Annotated in this window: 20 protein-coding genes, 1 tRNA gene and 1 pseudogene; 14 read left to right on the forward strand and 8 right to left on the reverse strand. The window is 71.3% G+C overall.

What is annotated here, in order from left to right; translation table 11 throughout:
- Positions 1-10: 10 nt before the first annotated feature.
- The 10 genes and pseudogenes from traA (at position 11) to ABZZ04_RS04075 (ending at position 9,212) form a co-directional block, all read left to right on the forward strand.
- Entirely contained in the window at positions 11-577 is a 567-nt protein-coding gene (traA, locus tag ABZZ04_RS04030; protein WP_356930604.1) for a plasmid transfer protein TraA, read from the forward strand.
- 65 nt (positions 578-642) lie between these two features.
- Entirely contained in the window at positions 643-2,649 is a 2,007-nt protein-coding gene (gene traB, locus ABZZ04_RS04035) for a plasmid transfer protein TraB (RefSeq protein ID WP_356930605.1), read from the forward strand.
- Between the two features lie 181 nt (positions 2,650-2,830).
- The gene (locus ABZZ04_RS04040) at positions 2,831-3,319 is read left to right on the forward strand and encodes a hypothetical protein (RefSeq protein WP_356930606.1); all 489 of its coding nucleotides are present in this window, start codon (positions 2,831-2,833) and stop codon (positions 3,317-3,319) included.
- A gap of 121 nt (positions 3,320-3,440) precedes the next feature.
- Positions 3,441-4,190, forward strand: a complete 750-nt coding sequence (locus ABZZ04_RS04045) for a SpoIIE family protein phosphatase (protein ID WP_356930607.1) — start codon at positions 3,441-3,443, stop codon at positions 4,188-4,190.
- A 101-nt stretch (positions 4,191-4,291) separates the two neighbouring features.
- A complete protein-coding gene (locus tag ABZZ04_RS04050) occupies positions 4,292-4,972 on the forward strand; it encodes an SAM-dependent methyltransferase (protein WP_356930608.1) in 681 nt (226 codons plus the stop codon).
- Positions 4,969-5,860, forward strand: a pseudogene (locus tag ABZZ04_RS04055) (bifunctional DNA primase/polymerase). Before ABZZ04_RS04050 ends, ABZZ04_RS04055 begins: the two are co-directional and overlap by 4 nt.
- Entirely contained in the window at positions 5,857-6,210 is a 354-nt protein-coding gene (locus tag ABZZ04_RS04060; protein ID WP_356930609.1) for a hypothetical protein, read from the forward strand. Before ABZZ04_RS04055 ends, ABZZ04_RS04060 begins: the two are co-directional and overlap by 4 nt.
- Positions 6,207-7,412 (forward strand): DUF3631 domain-containing protein, encoded by a 1,206-nt coding sequence (locus tag ABZZ04_RS04065; RefSeq protein WP_356930610.1) that lies wholly within the window; start codon positions 6,207-6,209, stop codon positions 7,410-7,412. The genes ABZZ04_RS04060 and ABZZ04_RS04065 overlap by 4 nt, the downstream gene beginning before the upstream one ends.
- A 139-nt stretch (positions 7,413-7,551) precedes the next feature.
- Positions 7,552-7,755 carry a helix-turn-helix domain-containing protein gene (locus ABZZ04_RS04070; RefSeq protein ID WP_356930611.1) on the forward strand — a complete coding sequence of 68 codons (204 nt, stop codon included), beginning with the start codon at positions 7,552-7,554 and terminating at the stop codon, positions 7,753-7,755.
- Between the two features lie 62 nt (positions 7,756-7,817).
- On the forward strand, positions 7,818-9,212 hold the full coding sequence (locus ABZZ04_RS04075) for a tyrosine-type recombinase/integrase (RefSeq protein WP_356930612.1): 1,395 nt from the start codon (positions 7,818-7,820) through the stop codon (positions 9,210-9,212).
- Between the two features lie 47 nt (positions 9,213-9,259).
- On the opposite strand, the gene ABZZ04_RS04080 is transcribed toward ABZZ04_RS04075, so the two are convergent.
- Positions 9,260-9,333, reverse strand: a tRNA-Thr gene (locus tag ABZZ04_RS04080).
- Positions 9,334-9,512: 179 nt separating this feature from the next.
- On the opposite strand from ABZZ04_RS04080, the gene ugpC reads away from it, so the two are divergent.
- From ugpC to ABZZ04_RS04095, 3 genes are all read left to right on the forward strand, one after another.
- Positions 9,513-10,649: a sn-glycerol-3-phosphate ABC transporter ATP-binding protein UgpC gene (gene ugpC / locus ABZZ04_RS04085; RefSeq protein ID WP_148837189.1), complete on the forward strand. Its 1,137-nt coding sequence runs from the start codon at positions 9,513-9,515 to the stop codon at positions 10,647-10,649.
- Positions 10,650-10,879: 230 nt separating this feature from the next.
- Positions 10,880-11,293, forward strand: a complete 414-nt coding sequence (locus tag ABZZ04_RS04090; RefSeq protein ID WP_356930613.1) for a hypothetical protein — start codon at positions 10,880-10,882, stop codon at positions 11,291-11,293.
- A 34-nt stretch (positions 11,294-11,327) separates the two neighbouring features.
- Complete coding sequence (locus ABZZ04_RS04095; RefSeq protein ID WP_356930614.1) at positions 11,328-12,038, forward strand: nucleotidyltransferase family protein; 711 nt, start codon at positions 11,328-11,330, stop codon at positions 12,036-12,038.
- Between the two features lie 203 nt (positions 12,039-12,241).
- Here ABZZ04_RS04095 and ABZZ04_RS04100 read toward each other — a convergent pair whose 3' ends face one another.
- The 7 genes from ABZZ04_RS04100 to ABZZ04_RS04130 all read right to left on the reverse strand — a co-directional run bounded on the left by ABZZ04_RS04100 (position 12,242) and on the right by ABZZ04_RS04130 (position 19,306).
- Positions 12,242-13,834: a DoxX family membrane protein gene (locus ABZZ04_RS04100; RefSeq protein ID WP_356930615.1), complete on the reverse strand. Its 1,593-nt coding sequence runs from the start codon at positions 13,832-13,834 to the stop codon at positions 12,242-12,244.
- 170 nt (positions 13,835-14,004) lie between these two features.
- Positions 14,005-14,961: a 23S rRNA (guanosine(2251)-2'-O)-methyltransferase RlmB gene (gene rlmB, locus ABZZ04_RS04105; protein WP_148837186.1), complete on the reverse strand. Its 957-nt coding sequence runs from the start codon at positions 14,959-14,961 to the stop codon at positions 14,005-14,007.
- 83 nt (positions 14,962-15,044) lie between these two features.
- Positions 15,045-16,448, reverse strand: coding sequence for a cysteine--tRNA ligase (gene cysS / locus ABZZ04_RS04110; RefSeq protein ID WP_356930616.1), 1,404 nt, complete (start codon positions 16,446-16,448; stop codon positions 15,045-15,047).
- 94 nt (positions 16,449-16,542) lie between these two features.
- On the reverse strand, positions 16,543-16,947 hold the full coding sequence (locus tag ABZZ04_RS04115) for a PPOX class F420-dependent oxidoreductase (protein WP_356930617.1): 405 nt from the start codon (positions 16,945-16,947) through the stop codon (positions 16,543-16,545).
- Between the two features lie 213 nt (positions 16,948-17,160).
- Positions 17,161-17,679, reverse strand: coding sequence for a 2-C-methyl-D-erythritol 2,4-cyclodiphosphate synthase (ispF, locus tag ABZZ04_RS04120; RefSeq protein ID WP_356930666.1), 519 nt, complete (start codon positions 17,677-17,679; stop codon positions 17,161-17,163).
- Between the two features lie 25 nt (positions 17,680-17,704).
- On the reverse strand, positions 17,705-18,451 hold the full coding sequence (gene ispD / locus ABZZ04_RS04125; protein ID WP_356930618.1) for a 2-C-methyl-D-erythritol 4-phosphate cytidylyltransferase: 747 nt from the start codon (positions 18,449-18,451) through the stop codon (positions 17,705-17,707).
- A gap of 372 nt (positions 18,452-18,823) precedes the next feature.
- Positions 18,824-19,306 (reverse strand): CarD family transcriptional regulator, encoded by a 483-nt coding sequence (locus ABZZ04_RS04130; RefSeq protein WP_006380568.1) that lies wholly within the window; start codon positions 19,304-19,306, stop codon positions 18,824-18,826.
- 856 nt (positions 19,307-20,162) lie between these two features.
- On the opposite strand from ABZZ04_RS04130, the gene ABZZ04_RS04135 reads away from it, so the two are divergent.
- Entirely contained in the window at positions 20,163-20,831 is a 669-nt protein-coding gene (locus ABZZ04_RS04135) for a DUF461 domain-containing protein (protein WP_356930619.1), read from the forward strand.
- The last annotated feature ends 8 nt before the right edge of the window (positions 20,832-20,839 follow it).

A 20,839-nucleotide genomic window follows, 5' to 3' on the forward strand; every position in this document is an offset into this window, starting at 1 on the left:
GACCATCACCATGGCCAACAGCACCCGACGCCAGCAGCCGTACCAGCGCCCCCGGACCAGCGGCGGGCAGACCCCCCGCAGCAAGGGCGCCAAGTTCGCGGCGACCGCGGGCTCGGCGGCCGGCGGTTTCGTCGGCGCGATGGGCTCCTCCTTCGTGCCCCCGATCAACCTCACCGTCAACAACAACAGGGCACCTCACATCCCCGGCGCCCGCCAGCACGCCGAAAGCCTGCTCCCGGCCCCGGAGTTCGGCAATCCCGCGCAGATCCGCAACTACTGCAACAGCCTGCGGGCGGCGGCCGTGATGCTGTCCTTCGAGGTCGCCATGGGCGCCGAGATCCTCAAGTCCGTGCTCGGCACCGTCCCGGACCCCGACGGCCGGATGGGCGGCGCCAAGATCCGCGCGTTCAAGGTCAGCCGCAAGATGCAGCGCGCGGCCGACGAACTGCGCAACGCCGCCAAGCTCGCCGCGGCCTGCTACGCGCAGTTCCAGCAGGACTACGAGGGCGAACTGAACGCCCACCGCCACCGCGCCCGCAGCCACCACCGGCCGCGCATGGACTGGACCACACAGTGAACCGCCGGTGGGTCGACCAGGACGGACGGGACGTCGAACGGGAACTGGAAAGGACGGCACGGCGGATGAGGAACCGCAACGAGCACAGCACATCGGCCGGCGGCGGCATCGGCGCCTACCTCCTGCACCGGGCCAAGCCCCACCTTCCCCCGTGGCTGGGCGTGGCCGGGGTCGGTATCGCCGGGTCGGGCGCGCATCTGCTGTGGGCGGACTCGGTCGCGGCCGGGGTCGGACTGACCCTGTCGACGGTCGCCCTGACCGGGGCCACGTGGTGGGCGGGGCGGGAGACCAGCCCGCAGCGCCGTCTGCACTCCGCGATCACGGTCGCAGCCGGGTCCGGATGGATGACCGGGGCCGCGCTCGCCGGGCCCCTGACCGGCATCCTGCCCGACACCTTCCTCATGGGCGGGGCCGTCCTGGCCCTGTCCTGGAACATCCGCATGGCGCTGCGCACCTCGGACGGCCCCGCGGCCACGGAGTCCTCCGACAAGGGCCTGCTGGAGAAGGTGGGCCTGGCCAAGGCCAGGATCGGGCGGACCGAGGTCGAGCCGAACCGGGTCACCGCCAGCCTGGCGCTGGACGGGGGCACGCAGACGAACGACGACGTGGCCCGTGCCCTGGTGCGGATCGCGTCCGCGCTGGATCTGCCGCAGTCGGCGGTGCGCTACCAGCCCGACCCGGACTCGGCCCGGCGCGGGGACCTGGTCATCGTGCCCAAGGACATGCTGACCGAGCCCCAGGAATGGGAGGGGCCGTCGAACGTGGGCGGCTCGATCATGGACCCGCTGGTCATCGGCCGGTACGACGACGGCTCGCCCCTGGTCGTGTGGCTGCCCGGCGACCCCAAGCAGGGCCGCAACGCGCAGCACTTCCTGATCGCCGGGGGCACCGGCTCCGGCAAGGGCGACACCGCCCTGAACCTCCAGACCGAGATCCTGTCCCGCCGCGACGTCATCATGTGGCTGTCCGACCCCAAGGCGTTCCAGGACTTCCGGCCGCTGCTGGACGCGTACGACTGGGCCGTGGAGGGCGGGGCCGGGACCGAGGCGATGGTGGAGGCCCTCCAGCACGTCATCCCCGCCCGGACCGGATGGCTCGGCAAGCACTCCTACCGGCAGTGGACGCCCGAGGCCGCCAAGCAGCAGACCGACCCGGCGCACTCCTGCCGGCCGGACAACACGGCCTGCGGCTGCCCCGGCATGCCGTACATGGTCGCGTGGATGGAGGAGGCCGCCAACACCCTCCGGGCCCTGGGCGACGACGCGTTCACCGGCATCGCACAGGAGGCCCGCTCGGCCGGGTGCTCGCTGATCGTGTCGCTCCAGCGCCCCTCCTACGACCAGATGTCCACCAGCACCCGGGCCTCCCTCCCCTCCGTCATCGCACTTGGCTGCGACCCGAGGGACGAGGGATTCAGCCTGCCGGACACGGTCATCGACCAGGGCGCCCACCCCGGAGCGTGGGGCAACCGGCGGCCCGGCTACTGCTACGTCGTCGCGGGCGGCGTCGACCCCGACCGCTACGCCTCCCCGGCCAGGACGCAGCAGTTCACCCCGGACGCCACGGCCGTCATGGAAGTGCTCGCCCAGTGGGCCGTCCGCAACGGGGCCGCGGCCGACCCGGTCACGGCCGGGGCCGCGCGGGCGGTCGTCGGCACCGCGTACACCGGCCGCCGCACCGACACCGACGAGACGGAGCCCACCACCATGCCGGACCAGGACGACACCATCCAGACCGGCACCCTCCTCAACCCCGAGGACGCCGCCATCGACCCCGAGGCCGAACTGCCCCCGGCCCAGCCCGGCGACAACGTCTCGTTCTTCGGCCAGGAGACCGGCCGCAAGCCGTCCCCGGAAGAGGCCAGGCAGTTGTTCGCCCGTGCGCTCGACGAGTTCGAGGCGGCCGGGCAGATGGTCGTCGGCCCGAAGGACTTCATGGACTGGTGCGACGCCAACGGCTACAGCCGCCCGTGGGTCTCCGCGAGGCTCCGGGACGCCGCCATGGAGGGCCGTCTGCAGCCGACCACCCAGACCGGCCGGTGGCGGATCGTCCCCGCCCTGACACCCGCGTGACACCTGACACCGTCACAGGGCCCGTGACACCCAAACCCCTAGGCGGGAGCGGGTGTCACGCGCCCTGACACCAGGGCCTGACACCCGTCTGACACCCCCTGACACCCACACGTGACACCCCGACCCGGGGCCCCTCACCACGCCGGTGCAGGGGCCCCGACCCGCCCGGGAGGACCACCCCATGAACCGACCCGACCCCGCCCCGGTCGGCCGCCCGCTCACCGCCGCCGAAGCCGACCTCCGCGCCCGTCGGCTCATCGATGAGGCGTACACGCCGACATCGCACCGCGACGACTCCCCGCTGCCCGCGTACGGGCCGACACCTCCGGTCGCCCAGCCGGGACGACCGCCGATGTCCCAGGGCGCCACGGACGCCAGCGCCCTCCTGCTCACCGGCAGCGTCGCCTCGCTCTCCGTCGGCGGCGCGACCTCGCTCGTGCTCTACACGCTCGGCCAGGTCGACCCGGTCACCCTCACCGTGGGCGCGGCCGGGCCCGTCGCCCTGGTCCTCGCCGCCGGGTCGCTGCTGCGGGCCGCCGCCCGTGCCAGGGCCGACGCGCACACCGAGCACCACCACCACTACACCGGCCCCGTCCACCAGGACCACCGCAGCACCCACACCACCACCCGCGGGGTGTGGGCCAGGACCACCAACCAGGAGAAAGCGTGACCTGCGACCTGTGCGACCCCACCGACGACACCGAGCCCTAACCGTACCCGCACTGCTGCGGATGCGGCGCGGACGGCGGCGCCCAGTTCCCCGAATGCACCTGCGAGTGAAGGAGAAAACCATGACCACACGCCACGAAACCGAGCAGCCGCCCGCGATCACGGTGGGGGCGGCCCAGCGGCCCGGAACGGAACCGCCGTGTGCGGACGGCTTCCATGTACACCGCAAGGGCGGCCGGGTCACCGCCGCCGTCGTGGACGGTGCCGGCCACCGAGCCGAGACTGTCGAGTTCGTCGCGCACGCGCCGGGCGTGATCACTCTGATGGGGATGGTCATGGGCGGACTCGTCGGCCTGACCACCGCCGGACGGATGGCCGAGGCGTACGACCGGCCGTCGCACGTGTCCGCCGTCTACGCCTCCATGGAGCCCGGCCGCCCCACCGGTATCCACTGGATCGGCGACTGCCGGGCATACGGGTGGGACGGCACGACCCTGACCCAGTGGTCCACCGACCAGACCATGGGCCAGTGGCTCCGGTGGAACGGCGGCAAGACGATCGAGATCGTCCCCGCCGAAGTGGCCGAGACGCAGGACAACTTGGCAAGGCTCGGGCTCCGAGAGGCCACAGAAATGACCTGCCGCCAGGTCGAGATCCCGGAAGACGTGCCCCTGGTGCTGCTGGTCTCGGACGGCATCTCCGACCAGGTGCCGGAAGAGGTCTGGACGGATCTGATCCGCCAGCACGAGACCGATCCGCAGGCCCTCGCCGACGCGCTGACCGCCGCGGCCCAGGCCGAGATCGACGACGAGACCGGAGAGCCGTACCGCGACGACGCCACCGTCGTGGTGCTGCGGCGGCCCACCGCCTGATCCCTCACCCTCCGACAGCACGCCGACGGCGGCCCCCATCCGACCAAGAACCGGGGCCGCCGTCGTCTGCCAGCACTTTTCACAGAACTGGAGACACCAGCATGAACCAACCCACCCCCATCCGGCGAGACCACCCCCGACTGCGCTTACTGGACGCGTTCTGCTGCCAGGGCGGCGCGGCGAAGGGCTACGCGGATGCCGGGTTCGACGTGACCGGCGTCGACCTGCACCCGCAGCCCCGGTACCCGTACCGGTTCGTCCAGGGCGACGCGGTCGACTACATCCGCGAGCATGGTGCGGAGTTCGACTTCATCCACGCGTCCCCGCCGTGCCAGCACGACACCGCCTGCCAGCGCATCCAGGGCAACACCCACCCCGACCTGATCGCCCCCACCCGGGCCGCCCTGGAGTCCACCGGGCGGCCGTGGGTCATCGAGAACGTGGGCGGGGCTGTCCCGAAACTGCGGGCCCCGGTGCTGCTGTGCGGGCCGATGCTCGGTGTCCGGACCTACCGCCACCGGTACTTCGAGACCGGCGGCGGCTTCACCCTCCCCCAGCCCCACCACCCCGCCCACACGGTGCCGCAGGCCAAGATGGGCCGCCCCGTCCCGCCCGGCCACTACGGCCAGTACATCGGCAACTTCTCCGGCGTCTCCCTCGCCCGCCAGGTCATGGGCGTGCCGTGGATGAACCGCGACGGCATCCGAGAGTGCATCCCCCCGGCCTACACCCGCTGGATCGGGGCTTCATGGCTCGGCCAGGTACAGGAGGTGGCTGCATGAGCACGAACCTCCTGGATGCTGCCCTGGACGCGGCAGAGCGCGGCTGGCACGTCTTCCCGCTCCGTCCCGCCGACAAGCGTCCCGCCCTGCATGGTGAGTCCGTCTGCCCCGGGGGGCGGGGACTGTGCGGGCGGGCATCGCAAGTGGGAGGACCGGGCGACCATCGACCCGGACCGCATCCGCCGGGCCTGGTCCGACCGCCCGTTCAACGTCGGAATCGCGACGGGCCCCTCCGGGCTGGTCGTCGTCGACCTCGACATGCCCAAGCAGAAGAGCAGCACGGGCACGCCTTGCGGCGTGACGACCTTCAAGGCGCTCTGCGAGCGCGCCGGGCAGTCCGTCCCCGCCACCTACCGGACCCGGACCTCGAGCGGCGGACACCACCTGTACTTCACGGCCCCGCCCGGGGTTCGGATGACGAACACGGCGGGCAGGCTCGGCGCGCTCATCGACACCCGGGCCCACGGCGGGTACGTCGTCGCCGCCGGAAGCTTCACCTCCACCGGCCCCTACACCCTCACCGACCCCACCCCGCCCGCACCGCTCCCGGAATGGCTGTACACGCTCCTGGTGCCCCGTCGGCCGTCGCGGGCCCCGGCTGTGGGGGCGGTATCGTCCCGGGCCCCCCGGTACGCTGCCGCCGCGCTCAGGGCGGAAACCGCGACCGTGCGCAGTGCCCCGGAGGGGGAACGCGACTGCACGTTGTTGTCGGCGGCGCGAGCCCTGGGGCGGTTCATCGCGTGGGGCGACCTTCCCCGGTCCGTGGTCGAGGAGGCTCTTCAGGAGGCGGGGGAGGCGGCCGGCCTGTCGCCGCGCCAGTGCCGCTCGACCGTGCGAAGCGGTCTGGACTGGTCCATCCCGCGCAACTCGCAGCGGAGGACGGCATGAACCCCCCTCCCCGCTCCTCCCTGAAGAGCCTCCCGACACCCCCCACCAACCCCGGCCTCGCCGAACCGGCCCCGGCCGCATCCGGCAGTGGCGCGCCGAAGGACGTCGGCCGTCAGGCCGTCCCTTCATCGGTTCGTTCTGACCCGCAGACCGGCGACGGGCGCTACCCGGTCGCCTGGCTCACCATCACCGCCCCGCGCGGCGCGACCCCCACCGCGACCAGCACATGCCAGTGCGGACGCAACCTCTTCGCCGCAGGCCACCACCGCGCCCTCGCCCTGATCAACGACCACGCCCGCCACCGCACCCTCTGCCCGCTGCGCACCACCGAGGAAAGGACCGCCTCATGACCGCGACACCGCCCAACCCGCCCATCGACGGTGCCGCCCTGCTCACTGAAGTCGAGGCATTCCACCGTAGGTTCAACGTGTTCCCGAGGGAGGCCGCCTACGTGGCGGTTGCTCTGTGGGACGCGCACGCCCACCTCCTCGACGCATTCGACTCCACCCCGCGCCTCGCGTTCCTCTCCCCGGAACCGGGGTCTGGCAAGTCCCGGGCCCTGGAGGTGGTGGAGACGCTGGTGCCCCGTCCGATGCTGGCGGTGAACGCGCGGGCCGCCGCCCTCTTCCGGTCCGTCTCCGACCCGGCCGGACGGCCCACGATCCTCTTCGACGAGATCGACACGATTTTCGGCCCCAAGGCTGGGGACAACGAGGAACTCCGCGGTTTCCTCAACGCTGGACACCGCCGCTCCGGCGTCACCTACCGGTGCATTGGGGACGGCGGCAACCAGACGGTGGTGGAGTTCCCCTCCTACACAGCCGTCGCGGTTGCCGGGCTCGGCTATCTGCCGGACACGATCACGACCCGCTCCGTCATCATCCGCATGCGCCGCCGCGCCAGGAACGAGAAGGTCGAACCGTTCCGGGCCCGGCTGCACGAGGCGGAGGGCAACGCGCTACGGGACCGGCTCGCCCAGTGGGCCGACACCGTCCGCGAAGACGTCGCCGGACGCTGGCCCGAGATGCCCGCAGGCGTCACCGACCGCCCCGCCGACGTGTGGGAACCCCTGCTCTCCGTCGCGGACGCGGCCGGGGGCGACTGGCCCGAGCGGGCCCGCGCCGCGTGCGTGGAGCTGGTCGACGCGGCCAGGGCCGACGACAAGGGCAGTCTCGGCATCCGCCTGCTGACCGACCTGCGCGACCACGTCATGGCGGGCATCGACCGCATGCCGACTGTCGCCATCCTGGACCGGCTGTGCGCGTTGGACGAAGCGCCTTGGGCGGACATGAGCGGTCGGCCGCTCGACTCCCGGGGCCTGGCCAAGATGCTCGCGGAGTACATGACCACCGACAACACCCCGGTCAAGGCCCGCAACATCAAGACCGCCGGAACGGTGCTCAAGGGCTACTACGCCGCCGATCTCCACGACGCCTGGCAGCGCTACTGCCCCCTACCCCCCGCAGAGGCCGCTACTTCCGCTACCTCCGCTACCCCGCAGGTCAGCGCCCCGGAAACGGTAGCGGCAGAACTCCTCCCGTCCGCTACCTGAGCGCTACCCGCTACCGCTACCCCCATCCGCTACCACGATCATGCCCCTGACCAGGGCGGTAGCGGAGGTAGCGGAAGTAGCGGACCTGACAGAAAGGGGCCGAAGAGGCCCCAGCATTCCGTCGAGGAGGACCGCCCGCGTGAACCCCGTCATGACCGCGCCCACCGACCGCCTGCTCTACCGCCCCGAGGAAGCCGCCGCCCTGCTCAGCATCGGCCGCTCCACGCTCTACGAGCTGATGACCGACGGGCTCCTGGAGTACGTGAAGCTCGGCCGTTGTCGGCGCATCCGCCGCAGCGCGCTGGAGCAGTACGTCGACGGTCTGATCCCCGAGTCCCACTGACCGACCCGAACAACCGTGAGGCGCCGCCGGGCATCCGGTGGCGCCTCACGCATGGAGGAAGCTTGAGCCCCCGCAAGGCGAACATGGAGTCGTCCATCTATCTCGGCTCGGACGGCTGGTGGCATGGCCGGGTGACCGTAGGTGTCAAGGACGACGGGAGTCCCGACCGACGGCATCGCATGGCAAGAAGTGAGCCGGAAGTACGCCGCAAGATGAAGGAGTTGGAGAAGCTCCGAGACGAAGGGCGTGCGCCGAAGGCTGGTCGCAAGCCCACCGTCGCTCAGTGGATGACCACCTACCTGGACACCATCGCCAGCCTGAAACTGAAGCCCCGTTCGCTGGACGACTACTGGTCGAAGACACGGAACGACATCGTTCCCGGCGTCGGCCAGCACCGGCTCGACAAGCTCGCCCCGGAACACCTGGAGCGGATGTACGCCGACATGCTGCGGGCAGGACACGCCCCGTCGCACGTTCTCAAGGTTCACCGCATCTTGTCGCGCGCTCTGAAGATCGCGCACCGGCGCCGCCTGATCGCCGAGAACGTTGCCACGCTCGTGGACCCGCCGACCGCGGACGAGACCGAGGCGAACCCCTTCACCCAGGAGGAAGCGAAGGCGTTCCTCGAAGCTGCTGCCAAGCGGCCCACCTTCATGCGCTGGGTCGTCGGTGTCGGCATGGGCTTCCGTCAGGGCGAGACGCTCGGCTTGCGCTGGCCGTACGTGGACCTGGACGCAGAGCTGTTCCGCCCGGAGTGGCAGCTCCAGCGCCTCACATGGCGCCACGGATGCGACGACCCACACGCATGTGGAGCACGCCTTCACCGATTCGATCCGTGCGCACCTGACTGCTCCTCGCACGGGGGTTACAAACGGGGCTGCCCGAAGCCGTGCCCGAAGGACTGCACGAAGCACGCGAGCACCTGCCCGGAGCGCAAGGAGGGTGGTCTCGTCTTCACCCGGCCCAAGACCAAGAAGAGCCGGAACGCCGTACCGATCCCGCCCGTCTTCATCCCGTTCCTCAACGACCACAAGGTCCAGCAGGATGAGCTGCGGGCCGCGGCCGGCGACCTGTGGCAGGAGCACAAGGTCGTGTTCTCGCGTCCGGACGGCCGCCCGCTGGACCCGCGCCAGGACTACGAGGAGTTCAAGGAACTGCTCGCCGAGGCCGGGATCGACGACCGTCGCCTGTACGACGGAAGCCGCCACACGGCCGGCACGATCCTGAACGAGCTGGGCGTCGACATGCCCACGATCATGGAGATCCTGCGGCATACCCAGATCAGCCAGACCCGGCGCTACGTAAAGGGCCGATCGCACCTGTCGAAGGATGCGATGCGACGCATGGGCGAGTTCTTCGTACCGCCGCCACAGGCCCCGGCCGAAGCCTCAAATGAGACTGGGACTGAGACTACGAGCACCCGCGCGGCCCGCTCCCGTCGTCGCCGCGTCCGCTGAACGGAAGAAGCCCAGGTCGGAACTCATCCGACCTGGGCTTCGCGCAGAGCCCCCTGTCGGATTCGAACCGACGACCTACGCATTACAAGTGCGTTGCTCTGGCCAGCTGAGCTAAGGAGGCGTGCCGGAGCAGTGTAACCAACACCTCGCCCCGGGAGGCCCCGAAATTTCGCGGTCCTCGAACTACTGACAGATTCGAAATGGCCAGGTAGCGTCGCGGAAGGTTCACTCAAGTGGACCAGACCACTCCCTTACTCGGATCGTCCGGCACGTTCCTGCCGGTGAAGGAGAAGATTCAGCATGGCCAGTGTCACGTTCGACAAGGCGTCCCGCGTCTACCCCGGCTCCACGAAGCCGGCCGTGGACCAGCTCGAGATCGACATCGCGGACGGCGAGTTCCTCGTCCTCGTCGGCCCCTCCGGCTGTGGCAAGTCGACCTCCCTGCGCATGCTCGCGGGTCTCGAGGACGTCAACGGCGGCGCGATCCGCATCGGTGACCGCGACGTCACGCACCTGCCGCCGAAGGACCGGGACATCGCCATGGTGTTCCAGAACTACGCGCTCTACCCGCACATGACCGTCGCGGACAACATGGGCTTCGCGCTCAAGATCGCCGGGGTCAACAAGACCGAGATCCGGGCGAAGGTCGAAGAGGCCGCCAAGATGCTGGACCTCACCGACTACCTGGACCGCAAGCCGAAGGCGCTCTCCGGTGGTCAGCGTCAGCGTGTGGCGATGGGCCGCGCCATCGTGCGTGAGCCGCAGGTCTTCCTCATGGACGAGCCGCTGTCGAACCTCGACGCCAAGCTCCGCGTCTCCACCCGTACGCAGATCGCCTCGCTCCAGCGCCGCCTGGGCATCACGACCGTGTACGTCACCCACGACCAGGTCGAGGCCCTCACCATGGGCGACCGGGTCGCGGTCCTCAAGGACGGTCTGCTCCAGCAGGTCGACTCGCCGCGCAACATGTACGACAAGCCGGCGAACCTCTTCGTGGCCGGCTTCATCGGCTCCCCGGCCATGAACCTGATCGAGGTCCCGATCACCGACGGCGGCGTGAAGTTCGGCAACAGCGTCGTCCCGGTCTCCCGCGAGGCGCTCTCCGCCGCCGCGGACAAGGGCGACACGACCGTCACGGTCGGCATCCGCCCCGAGCACTTCGACATCGTCGAGCACGGCGGCGCCGCCGCGAAGTCCATGTCCAAGGACAGCTCGGACGCCCCGGCCGGCCTGGCCGTCTCGGTCAACGTGGTCGAGGAGCTCGGCGCCGACGGCTTCGTCTACGGCTCCGCGCGGGTCGGCGGCGAGGACAAGGACCTGGTCGTCCGCGTCGGCGGCCGCGCCGTCCCGGAGAAGGGCACCAAGCTCCACGTCGTGCCGCGCCCGGACGAGCTGCACGTCTTCTCCACCTCGACGGGTGCCCGCCTCACCGACTGACGCCGACACCCCGCAGCACCGTGCGAACGGCCCCGCACTCCCGGTGGAGTGCGGGGCCGTTCGCACGCCACGGGGTGGTTCCGGGTTTGGGACGCGCGGCCCCGGATTCCCCGGCACACCGGGCATTTCGATGCCCGGCGTCAACACGGGATTCGAAAAGCACTCTCGAACCTTCCCCCTCAAGGGTGACGAAATGTCGCCCTATCGTTACTGCCCGCTACGCTCGCTGCGTGACCCAGACTGCGCGCCGCATCGGCCGATCCCTCGCCTTCGTCCTGCCCGTCGTGATGGTCCTCTCCGGGACCCTCGCCGTCACCAGCGTGCCGTGGGCGGCGAACAACTCCGAGCCGCAGGTCCTGACCGCGTCGGCCCACGACATCTCGAAGCGCGCCGAGGCGCGCACCCCGCAGGACGTCCTGCGCGACCGGCTGCTCGTGGAGCTCCGGGAGAAGGACCCGGGCGTCGCGCTGACGGACCTCCAGCGCTCCGTCGAGGGCCGTCCCTCGCTCGCCCGGCACTGCATGTCGATCGCGAAGGCACTGGGCCGCGCCGCGGTCGACAAGTACGGCCCCACACAGGCCCACCGGTTCTCCCGCCCGGTCTGCGACACCTCCTTCGCCTCGGGGGTCGCGCAGTTCAGCTGACCGGACGTTCCGGGCACCGCCTATCGTGCCTGGCATGCATACGTATCCGACGCAGGCCGTGGTCCTGGCAGGCGGCCAGGGGTCGCGGCTGCGCCCGTACACCGATGACCGCCCCAAGCCGATGGTCGAGATCCCCGGAACCGGGACTCCGATCATCGGCCATCAGCTTTCCTGGCTGGCCGCCGAGGGCGTGACCGACGCCGTGGTGTCGTGCGGTCACCTGGCCGAGGTGCTGCAGGAATGGCTGGCCTCCGCGGTGCTGCCGCTGCGCGTGACGACCGTCGTGGAGTCCGAGCCGCTGGGCCGCGGCGGCGGACTGAAGTACGCGGCCGCCCGGCTGCCCGAACCCGAGCAGCCCTGGTACGCCACCAACGGCGACATCTGGACGCGCTTCTCCCTGCGCGAGATGGCCGCGTTCCACGCCGAGCGCGACGCGACCGCCACCCTGGCCCTGGCCCGTCCCCGCATCCCCTGGGGTGCCGTGGAGACGGACGCGTTCGGGCACATCACCGACTTCATCGAGTCGCCGCCCTCCCCGTACCTGATCAACGCCGGTGTGTACGTCTTCTCCCCGGCGTTCACGAAACTGCTGCCGGACCGGGGCGACCACGAGCGGACGACGTTCCCCAAGCTGGCCCGTGAGCGCAGGCTCGCCGGATATCCCCTGCCGCACGGGGCGTACTGGCGGGCCATCGACACGGCGAAGGACCTGACCGAGGCCGCCAAGGAACTCGGCGCGCACTAGGAAGCGGCACCGAACGGTACGGAGGCGGCACGGAGCGGCAGGAGGCTCCCGCCCGCCGCGGACACGCGGAAGGGGCGGTAACCGGCCGCACGAAAGGGGCGGTCACCGGAGCATTCCGGTGACCGCCCCTTTCGTGCCGGGCCGGCGCGCGGGCCGTGGGCCGGGCCTCTCCGGCCCGGTGCCCACGGCCCGTCATCGGTGGCTCAGCCGAGCAGCCCGCCGATGGGGTTCTGGCCGCCGGAGGAGGAACCCCCGGTGGAGTCGCCGTCGTCCGATCCGCCGGAGGAACCGCCGCCCGTGCCCGTGGAGCCGGAGGACGTCGGGCCCGAGCTGCTGGCGGCCGGGGGCTGCTGCGGTGTCGTCTGCGGCGGCACCTGCTGGCTCGTGCCCTGCGTCTGGCTGGGCTGCCCCGCACCGGCCGTCGGACCGGACGGCTCGCGGACGGTGTCCGCGGCGGGCGCGGACGCCCCGGCCGTGGGTGCGGCGGGGGCGACGCTGCGGGACGGGGCGGGCCGCTCGCCGGCGGGCGAGTGCGTGGCCCGGCCGCTGCGGGACTCCTCGGGCAGCGGGGAGCCGGGCAGCCGGTTGGTCGGCTCGCCGTTCGGGCCGGGCACGGTGACGACCACGGAGGAACGCACCGCGCCACCGAGCAGGGACCCCACCAGCAGGGTGAGGCCGACGACGACGGAGGCGACGACGGCGCCCCGGCGCAGCACCCGGCGGCGCAGCTCCCAGATCGCCGAGCGCGGGCCGAGCCTGCGCCACGCCTCGCCCGCGAGCCGCCCGTCGACCGAGTAGACCGGCGCGCCCGCGATGATCAGCGGGCTCCAGGCGGCGAGGTAGATGATGTCCGGCGCGTCGTAGACGGCGACGCTGCGCCAGCTGACGGTGACCAGCAGGGCGGCGGACAGCAGCGCGCCGACCGCGGCGGAGACCCGCTGCCAGAGGCCGAGGACGGTGAGCACGCCGACGACGACCTGGAGGAAGGCGACGGTCAGTCCGGCACCGACCGGGTGGGAGAGCGCGAAGTCGCGCAGCGGCTCGGCCGTCTCCCAGGGGTGCAGCGCGTTCAGCCACTTGACCATGGAGCCGCGCTCGCCGCCGTCGAAGAAGACGGGGTCGCACAGCTTGCCCATGCCGGCGTAGATGGAGATGAAGCCCAGGAAGACCCGCAGCGGCAGCAGCACGACGCCGAGGTTCATCCGGCGGCCCGGGTAGTAGGCGTGCCGGACCGGGTCGCCGGAGCGCCCGCCCCGGTCCTCCGCCTCCTCGTAGCCGTCCTCGTCGAAACCGTCCGCGGCGAAGCCGTCCGCCGCGTACGCCGGTGTCCCGTACGGCGGGCTGTCCACGGGGTCGTAGGCGCCGACCGCCCGGCGCATGGGCGGCAGCAGGGGGCCGCTGCCGTAGGAGCCCGGCTGCTGGGGCGCGGTGATGACGGGGTTGGGCTGGGTCTCCTCCAGGCAGTCGATGCCGCCGGGGGTCTGCCCGCCGTCGAACTCCGGGGCCGCGTAGGGGCCGTAGGAGTCGTACCCGGCTCCCGGGCGGCCCGCGGTGGAGTTGCGCACGGCCTGGAGGAGTCCGGTGGCGCCGGGGTCGCCGGGGGCGGACCTGCCGCTCCACACGACGGGCGCGCGCCGCCCGCGCGCCGTCCCCGCGCCCCCGCTCATGGCAGGGATCCTGGGCCCGCCGACGGGCGCCAGACCGCGCAGCCGGGCGCGCTGGCCGGGGGCGAGCTGCACCCGGAAGCTGGCGTGGTTGACGATGACCTGCGCAGGATCGCAGTCCACCTTGGTCATGCTCAGGGCCGGTAGTTCGTCGAACCGAGGCGTTCTGGTGTCCACACTCATCTAACCGAGTGATGTGTGGTTAGGACACTGCCTTGACGGGCCCGATGTGTCCGAGACCCGTCAACGGGGTCCGGCGGGGGGGCTGCTCCGGTCGGCCGCCCCCCGGACGGGTGGGCCGGTCAGGCCCGGCGGCGGGCGACCTCGTACAGGACGATCCCGGCCGCCACACCGGCGTTCAGCGACTCCGCGCCGCCCGGCATCGAGATGCGGACCCGGTAGTCGCAGGTCTCGCCGACCAGACGGCCCAGGCCCTTGCCCTCGCTGCCGATGACGATGACGACGGGACCGGCGAGCTCCTCCAGGTCCTCGACGGTGTGCTCGCCGTCGGCGGCGAGGCCGACGACCGTGAGACCGGCCTTCTGGTAGCCCTCCAGGGCCCGGGTCAGGTTCGTCACCCGGGAGACCGGCGTGCGCGCCGCCGTGCCCGCCGAGGACTTCCAGGCGCCCGCCGTCATCCCGGCCGCGCGCCGCTCGGGCACGACCACGCCGTGACCGCCGAAGGCGGAGACGGAGCGGACGATCGCGCCGAGGTTGCGCGGGTCGGTGACCCCGTCGAGGGCGACGATGAGGGGGTCCTCGCCGTTGTCGTACGCGGCGGCGGTGAGGTCCTCCGGGTGCGCGTACTCGTACGGCGGGACCTGGAGGACGAGGCCCTGGTGGTTCAGGCCGTTCGTCATCCGGTCCAGCTCGGGGCGCGGGGCCTCCATCAGGTTGACGTTGCCGCGCGCGCCGGCGAGCTGGAGCGCCTCGCGGACCCGCTCGTCGTTGTCGATGTACTGCTGGACGTACAGGGTCGTCGCCGGGACGCCGTCGCGCAGGGCCTCGTAGACCGGGTTGCGGCCGACGACCATCTCGGAGGTGCCCTTGACACCGCCGCGGCGCGGGGCGGGGCGGCGGGCCGCGGCCTGCTTGGCCTGGGCGTTGGCGATGCGGTTCTTCTTGTGCCCCTTGCGGGCGGAGGCGGGCGGCGTCGGGCCCTTGCCCTCCAGGCCACGGCGTCGCTGCCCACCGCTGCCGACCTGCGCGCCCTTCTTGTTGGACGTGCGGCGGTTCCTGCGCTGGCTGTTCCCGGCCATGACCTACCTGTTTCGTTGCTTCTCAGACATGCGTACGTAAGTGAAGTGTGCCGCCCGGAACGCCGGGCGGCACATGGTGGCGGCTACTGGCGCGGGCCGAGTGTCCACCGCGGCCCGGCCGGGCCGTCCTCGATGACGAGTCCGGACTGGCCCAGCTGGTCGCGGATGGCGTCGGCGGCGGGCCAGTCCTTGCGGGCCCGGGCGGCCTCGCGCTGGTCCAGGACGAGCCGTACGAGCGTGTCGACCACCCCGTGCAGGTCGTCGCCGCGGTCGCTCTCGCCCGCCCAGTGCTCGTCGAGCGGGTCGAGGCCGAGGACGCCGAGCATCGCGCGGACCTCGGCGAGCCGGGCGACGGCCGCCTCCTTGTCGTCGGCGGCCAGCGCGGAGTTGCCCTGGCGGACCGTGGTGTGGACGATCGCGAGCGCCTGCGGGACGCCCAGGTCGTCGTCCATCGCCTCGGCGAAGGCCGGCGGCACCTCGGTGGCGGGCTCGACCGTCTCGCCCGCCTTCTCGGTGACGCGCTGCACGAAGCCCTCGATCCGCGCGAACGCGGACTCGGCCTCGCGCAGGGCCTCCTCGCTGTACTCGATCATCGACCGGTAGTGCGGGGTGCCGAGGTAGTAGCGCAGCACGATCGGGCGCCAGGCCTTGACCATCTCGCTGACCAGCACGGAGTTGCCCAGCGACTTCGACATCTTCTCGCCGGACATGGTCACCCAGGCGTTGTGCACCCAGTACTTCGCGAACTCGTCGCCGTACGCCTTGGCCTGGGCGATCTCGTTCTCGTGGTGCGGGAAGATCAGGTCGAGGCCGCCGCCGTGGATGTCGAAGGCGGTGCCGAGGTACTTGTGCGCCATGGCGGAGCACTCCAGGTGCCAGCCGGGACGGCCGCGGCCCCACGGGGTCTCCCAGCTGGGCTCACCCGGCCTGGCCGCCTTCCACATGGCGAAGTCGCGCTGGTCGCGCTTGCCGGTCTCGCCCTCGCCGGACGGCTGGCGCAGGTCGTCCAGGTCCTGGTTGGACAGCTCCAGGTAGCCGGGGAAGGAGCGCACGTCGAAGTAGACGTTGCCGTCGGCCTCATAGGCGTGACCGCGCTCGATCAGCCCCCGCATCATCTCGATCATCTCGGGGACGTGGCCGGTCGCGCGCGGTTCGTAGGTCGGCGGGAGGCAGCCGAGCGCGTCGTAGCCGGTGTTGAACGCCCGCTCGTTCTCGTACCCGATCGACCACCAGGGGCGGCCCTGTTCGGCGGACTTCTTGATGATCTTGTCGTCGATGTCGGTGACGTTCCGGATGAACGTGACGTCGTAGCCGCGGTACTCGAACCAGCGGCGCATGATGTCGAAGTTCAGCCCCGACCGGATGTGCCCGATGTGCGGGGCGGCCTGGACGGTCGCGCCGCAGAGGTAGATCGAGACACAGCCCGCCGTGAGCGGGACGAAATCACGGGTCTGCCGGGCGCTGGTGTCGTACAGGCGAATAGTCACGCCTCAAGGGTAGTGGGCGCGCACCAGTGCCCCGCGACCCCTTGGGGATCGCGGGGAAAAAGTTTCTCGTGGCGGTGTTCCGGGCCGGGCGCCCTCAGAGGTGTCCGACGACCTTCCGCGGGGTGATCCGGACGACCACCCGCTGGGCGTCGTCGACGGACGAGGGGTTGAAGTCCGTGTACTTCTTGCCGGTGTACTTCTCCGACAGCTCCTCGATGAGCTCCGGGCCGCCCTCGGTGGTCAGCTCGGCGGTGCCGCGGATCTCGGCGTACGTGTACGGGGCGTCGAAGGGCTGCACGACGACGGTGACCCGCGGGTCGCGGCGCAGGTTCTTCTCCTTGCGGCGGCCGACCGTCGTCGAGATGAGCACGTCGTCGCCGTCGCGCTTGACCCAGACCGGGGAGACCTGGGGGCTGCCGTCGGGCTGGATGGTGGCGACGGTGACGAAGACCGGGCTGTCGAGAAGCGCCTTGAGGTTGTCGGAGAGTGCGGCGGTCATGGCGTACGTCCTCCAGGGGATCGGTGGTGCTCCTACTCGTACCCCAACCCCGGCCCGGTCCCTCCGCTTCCCGGTCCTGCCCACCGGAAGGGTCAACGCCGGAACGGCGGCGGGCGCCGGCCGCAGGACCGGTCCCGGCGCCGCTCCGGCGGCGGGACCGGTCCGTCGGCGGGGTACGGCGCCGGGCCCCGCGCGGCCGGGGCCGTACGGGGGTCAGCCCGTGCGGTACACCAGCGCGGTCGCGATCCCGACGAGGCCCTCGCCCCGTCCGGTGAAGCCGAGCCCGTCGGACGTGGCGGCGGACAGCGAGACGGGCGCCCCCACGGCGGCCGACAGCACCTTCTGCGCCTCCTCGCGCCGCTTGCCGATCTTCGGCCGTACGCCGACGACCTGGACGGCGACGTTGCCGATCCCGAAGCCCTCGGCCCGCACGATCCGCGCCGCCTCGGCCAGCAGGGTCACCCCGGCGGCGCCGGACCACTCGGGCCGCCCGGTGCCGAAGTGCTGCCCGAGGTCACCGAGCCCGGCGGCCGAGAAGAGCGCGTTGCACGCGGCGTGGGCGACGACGTCGGCGTCGGAGTGCCCGGCGAGCCCCGGCCCCTCGCCCTCCCAGAGCAGCCCCGCGCACCACAGCTCGCGGCCCTCCTCGAAGGCGTGGATGTCGGTGCCGATCCCGACCTGCGGGATCACCGGAGCGACCTGTTCCGCGGAAGCCGCCCCTCCGGGAACCATCGTTTCTTCAGGGGTCGCCGTTTCCTCAGAAGCCATCGTTCGCCCTCCTGCGCGCGAGTACCGCCTCGGCCAGCACCAGGTCCAGCGGCCGGGTCACCTTGAACGCCTCCTCGTGCCCGGGGACCACCACGACGGGCGCCCCGAGCCGTTCCACCATGCCCGCGTCGTCCGTGGCGCCCTCGCCGTCCACGGCGACGGCGGCGTGCGCGCGCACCAGCGTCTCCCGGTCGAAGCCCTGCGGGGTCTGCACGGCGCGCAGCCGGGCCCGCACGGGCGTGCCGAGCACCGGCTCCGCCTCCCCCGGCGCACCGGGCTCGACCTCCTTGACGGTGTCGGCGAGCGGCAGCGCGGGAACGACGGCGGGCGCCCCGTCGCGCACCGCCTCGATCACCGCGTCCACCGTGTCGACGGGCACCAGCGGGCGCGCCGCGTCATGGACGAGGACGACGGAGACGTCCTCGGGCAGGGCCTCGATGCCGAGGCGCACGGACTCCTGCCGGGTGCCGCCGCCGGGCACCACGAGGTAGTCGGTGCGCTCGGGCAGGGCGTGCTCGTCGAGGAGGTTCTTGACCTCGCCGGCGCCGTCCGGCGGGGCCACGACGACGACCAGGGAGACGGAGCGGGAGGCCGCCATGGCCCGTACCGCGTGGATGAGCATGGGCGTTCCGCCCAGCGCACGCAGCGCCTTGGGGGCGCCGGGGCCGAGCCGCACGCCGCGACCGGCCGCGGGAATCACCGCTGCGGTGCGGTACGGACGCGATTGATCAGACATCGGTTGCACTCCGGAGCTTCGGCATGTTTGTTTCCACGGTCGACGTGGGTATGGCCACAAGCGAGCCGGGCGCCACGCCCCGATTCGACCGGGCCCTTTCCGTGACACCCGATCGAAATCGGACGAACCGCACCGGCCGCTCGGGATCGGCTGTACCGGCCGCATCGGCTGTACAAGATCACGAGCAACGTATCGGGGGCATCACCGATGAAGCCAACGCATCGGTGAATCGAAACGCAATCCGGACGGGCGGCGTTCCGAATCCGGACATGCCGCACCGGGTCCGGACATGCCGCAATGCCCGGCGACATACCGTGAATTCGGTCGTCAGCGGGCACTGCGGCACATTTATTGCAACCGGTGCGAACCGGGTCAGGACGCGAGGACCTCGTCGAGCAGAGCCTCGGCCTTGTCCTCGTTGGTGTTCTCCGCGAGAGCGAGCTCGCTCACCAGGATCTGGCGAGCCTTGGCGAGCATGCGCTTCTCACCCGCGGACAGTCCGCGCTCACGCTCACGGCGCCACAGGTCACGCACCACCTCGGCGACCTTGATGACATCGCCGGAGGCGAGCTTCTCGAGATTTGCCTTGTAGCGCCGGGACCAGTTCGTCGGCTCCTCGGCATACGGTGCGCGAAGCACCTCGAAGACCCGGTCCAGCCCTTCCTGCCCGACCACGTCGCGCACGCCCACGAACTCCGCATTGTCCGCCGGCACACGAACCGTCAAGTCGCCCTGGGCGACCTTGAGCACCAAGTAGGTCTTGTCCACGCCTTTGATCTGGCGAGTTTCGATAGCCTCGATCAGCGCGGCCCCGTGATGGGGATAGACCACGGTGTCGCCAACCTTGAACGTCATGTGACAGGTACCCCTTCCGTGGCTATCAAGAGTAACACGAGAACTGCTTCTCCTGAATGGCGTTTTCGCAGGTCAGGGCATATCTCGGGGCTTGACAACAGCGATGCGCACGTGCTGCGGAAGGTTCCCGCAAGGCGGTATTCGCAGGTCGGAGCGGTTGTGCAGGCGAGGTGAAACACGCACGTCACACGCATCGGAACCGGCTCCCGAAGGGGCCTAACGTCCTGTTTTGTCGGATTCCTGACGCTGGAGTTTCCACACTCCGTTCGGAGATCGATCACCCGTACGGATGTAACTGGCGTCGATCAATGGAATTGATCAACAACCCGATGCGAGCGCTTATGCGCATGGAATGCGCCACGCTCCATGAATTGATCACCGGCAATATGTGAACGGCGCGTGTCGGCCCGTTTCGGACCGCGCGGACCTGCAAACCTTTGCCGGACGCGGGGCAGGAAGGGGGCGGGGGTCGCGGAAGTTACCGGTAAGTCGGGAAGTCCGTGAACCGTTGTCCCGGATCCCGCCGGACCTCCGTTCCGAATCCCGCCGGCCTTCGTTCCGGATCCCACCGGGACCGTTCCGGATCTCGCCGGGCCTCCGTTCCGGATCCCATCGGGCCTCTGCTCCGGGATTTCACCGGCCCCGTCGGCATCCCGTCCGGCCCGACCGTGCCGGGGCCGCGGCGCACACCCCCGGCGCCGTCCGAATGGAAGCCCCGGTGGAGGCCCTAGGGGCGGGTCGGGTGCGGGACGGCGGGGGCGGCTCGGTAGCCTAATGCCGCTGACACACCCTTAGGGCGGCTTTACGCCGCCCGCCCCCGTCCGCAGTCCGAACCGTTCAAGGAGTTGCCGCCGCCGTGAGCCGCAGCCTTCGACACGGCGCCCTCGCCGCCACAGCCATCGCGTTCTCGATCGCCTCGCTCGCCGCGTGCGGCGCGGGCAACGACGCAGCGACGCTGCAGATCAAGCCGGACAATGCCGCCACCACCATCGGCGACATCAGCGTCCAGAACGCGAGCGTCGTCACCCAGCCCGAGGCCACCACCGAGGGCCCGGCCGTCGTCACCGCGACGGTGTTCAACAACGGCACGAAGCCGCAGACCCTGGAGGCCATCACGCTGCCGGGTTCGAGCACCCCGGTGAAGCTGACCCCCGCCAAGGGCGCCGGGCCGATCGTGATCCAGGGCGGCGACAAGGTGGTCCTGGGCGGTGCGGGCAACGCCTCCGCCGTGATCGAGAACGGCCTGGAGGCCGCCAAGGACGGCGACGTGCAGCGTGTCGTCTTCAAGTTCAGCTCGACCGGCGAGGTCCCGCTCGGCGCGTTCGTGGTCCCGGCGAAGAGCTTCTTCGAGGGCTACGGCCCGAGCGCGCTGCCGACGCCGCCGGCCGACACGGCCAGCCCGTCCGGCTCGACCAGCCCGTCCGAGAAGGCCACCGGTACCCCCGCCGGTTCGGAGGCGGAGAACGGCGAGGGCGGCGAGACCACCCCGACCGACGCCTCGTCCGCCTCGGCCGAGGGCCACTGACCCACCGG

It is taken from the genome of Streptomyces sp. NPDC006435, assembly GCF_040612315.1.
Classification (GTDB): domain Bacteria; phylum Actinomycetota; class Actinomycetes; order Streptomycetales; family Streptomycetaceae; genus Streptomyces.

What these genes read in the sequence shown, in the direction of transcription:
- traA (WP_356930604.1), top strand. Translation starts at nt 11, where the DNA reads ATGGCCAACAGCACCCGACGCCAGCAGCCGTACCAGCGCCCCCGGACC.
- traB (WP_356930605.1), top strand. Translation starts at nt 643, where the DNA reads ATGAGGAACCGCAACGAGCACAGCACATCGGCCGGCGGCGGCATCGGC.
- ABZZ04_RS04040 (WP_356930606.1), top strand. Translation starts at nt 2,831, where the DNA reads ATGAACCGACCCGACCCCGCCCCGGTCGGCCGCCCGCTCACCGCCGCC.
- ABZZ04_RS04045 (WP_356930607.1), top strand. Translation starts at nt 3,441, where the DNA reads ATGACCACACGCCACGAAACCGAGCAGCCGCCCGCGATCACGGTGGGG.
- ABZZ04_RS04050 (WP_356930608.1), top strand. Translation starts at nt 4,292, where the DNA reads ATGAACCAACCCACCCCCATCCGGCGAGACCACCCCCGACTGCGCTTA.
- ABZZ04_RS04060 (WP_356930609.1), top strand. Translation starts at nt 5,857, where the DNA reads ATGAACCCCCCTCCCCGCTCCTCCCTGAAGAGCCTCCCGACACCCCCC.
- ABZZ04_RS04065 (WP_356930610.1), top strand. Translation starts at nt 6,207, where the DNA reads ATGACCGCGACACCGCCCAACCCGCCCATCGACGGTGCCGCCCTGCTC.
- ugpC (WP_148837189.1), top strand. Translation starts at nt 9,513, where the DNA reads ATGGCCAGTGTCACGTTCGACAAGGCGTCCCGCGTCTACCCCGGCTCC.
- ABZZ04_RS04095 (WP_356930614.1), top strand. Translation starts at nt 11,328, where the DNA reads ATGCATACGTATCCGACGCAGGCCGTGGTCCTGGCAGGCGGCCAGGGG.
- ABZZ04_RS04100 (WP_356930615.1), bottom strand. Translation starts at nt 13,834, where the DNA reads ATGACCAAGGTGGACTGCGATCCTGCGCAGGTCATCGTCAACCACGCC.
- rlmB (WP_148837186.1), bottom strand. Translation starts at nt 14,961, where the DNA reads ATGGCCGGGAACAGCCAGCGCAGGAACCGCCGCACGTCCAACAAGAAG.
- ABZZ04_RS04115 (WP_356930617.1), bottom strand. Translation starts at nt 16,947, where the DNA reads ATGACCGCCGCACTCTCCGACAACCTCAAGGCGCTTCTCGACAGCCCG.
- ispF (WP_356930666.1), bottom strand. Translation starts at nt 17,679, where the DNA reads ATGGTTCCCGGAGGGGCGGCTTCCGCGGAACAGGTCGCTCCGGTGATC.
- ispD (WP_356930618.1), bottom strand. Translation starts at nt 18,451, where the DNA reads ATGTCTGATCAATCGCGTCCGTACCGCACCGCAGCGGTGATTCCCGCG.
- ABZZ04_RS04130 (WP_006380568.1), bottom strand. Translation starts at nt 19,306, where the DNA reads ATGACGTTCAAGGTTGGCGACACCGTGGTCTATCCCCATCACGGGGCC.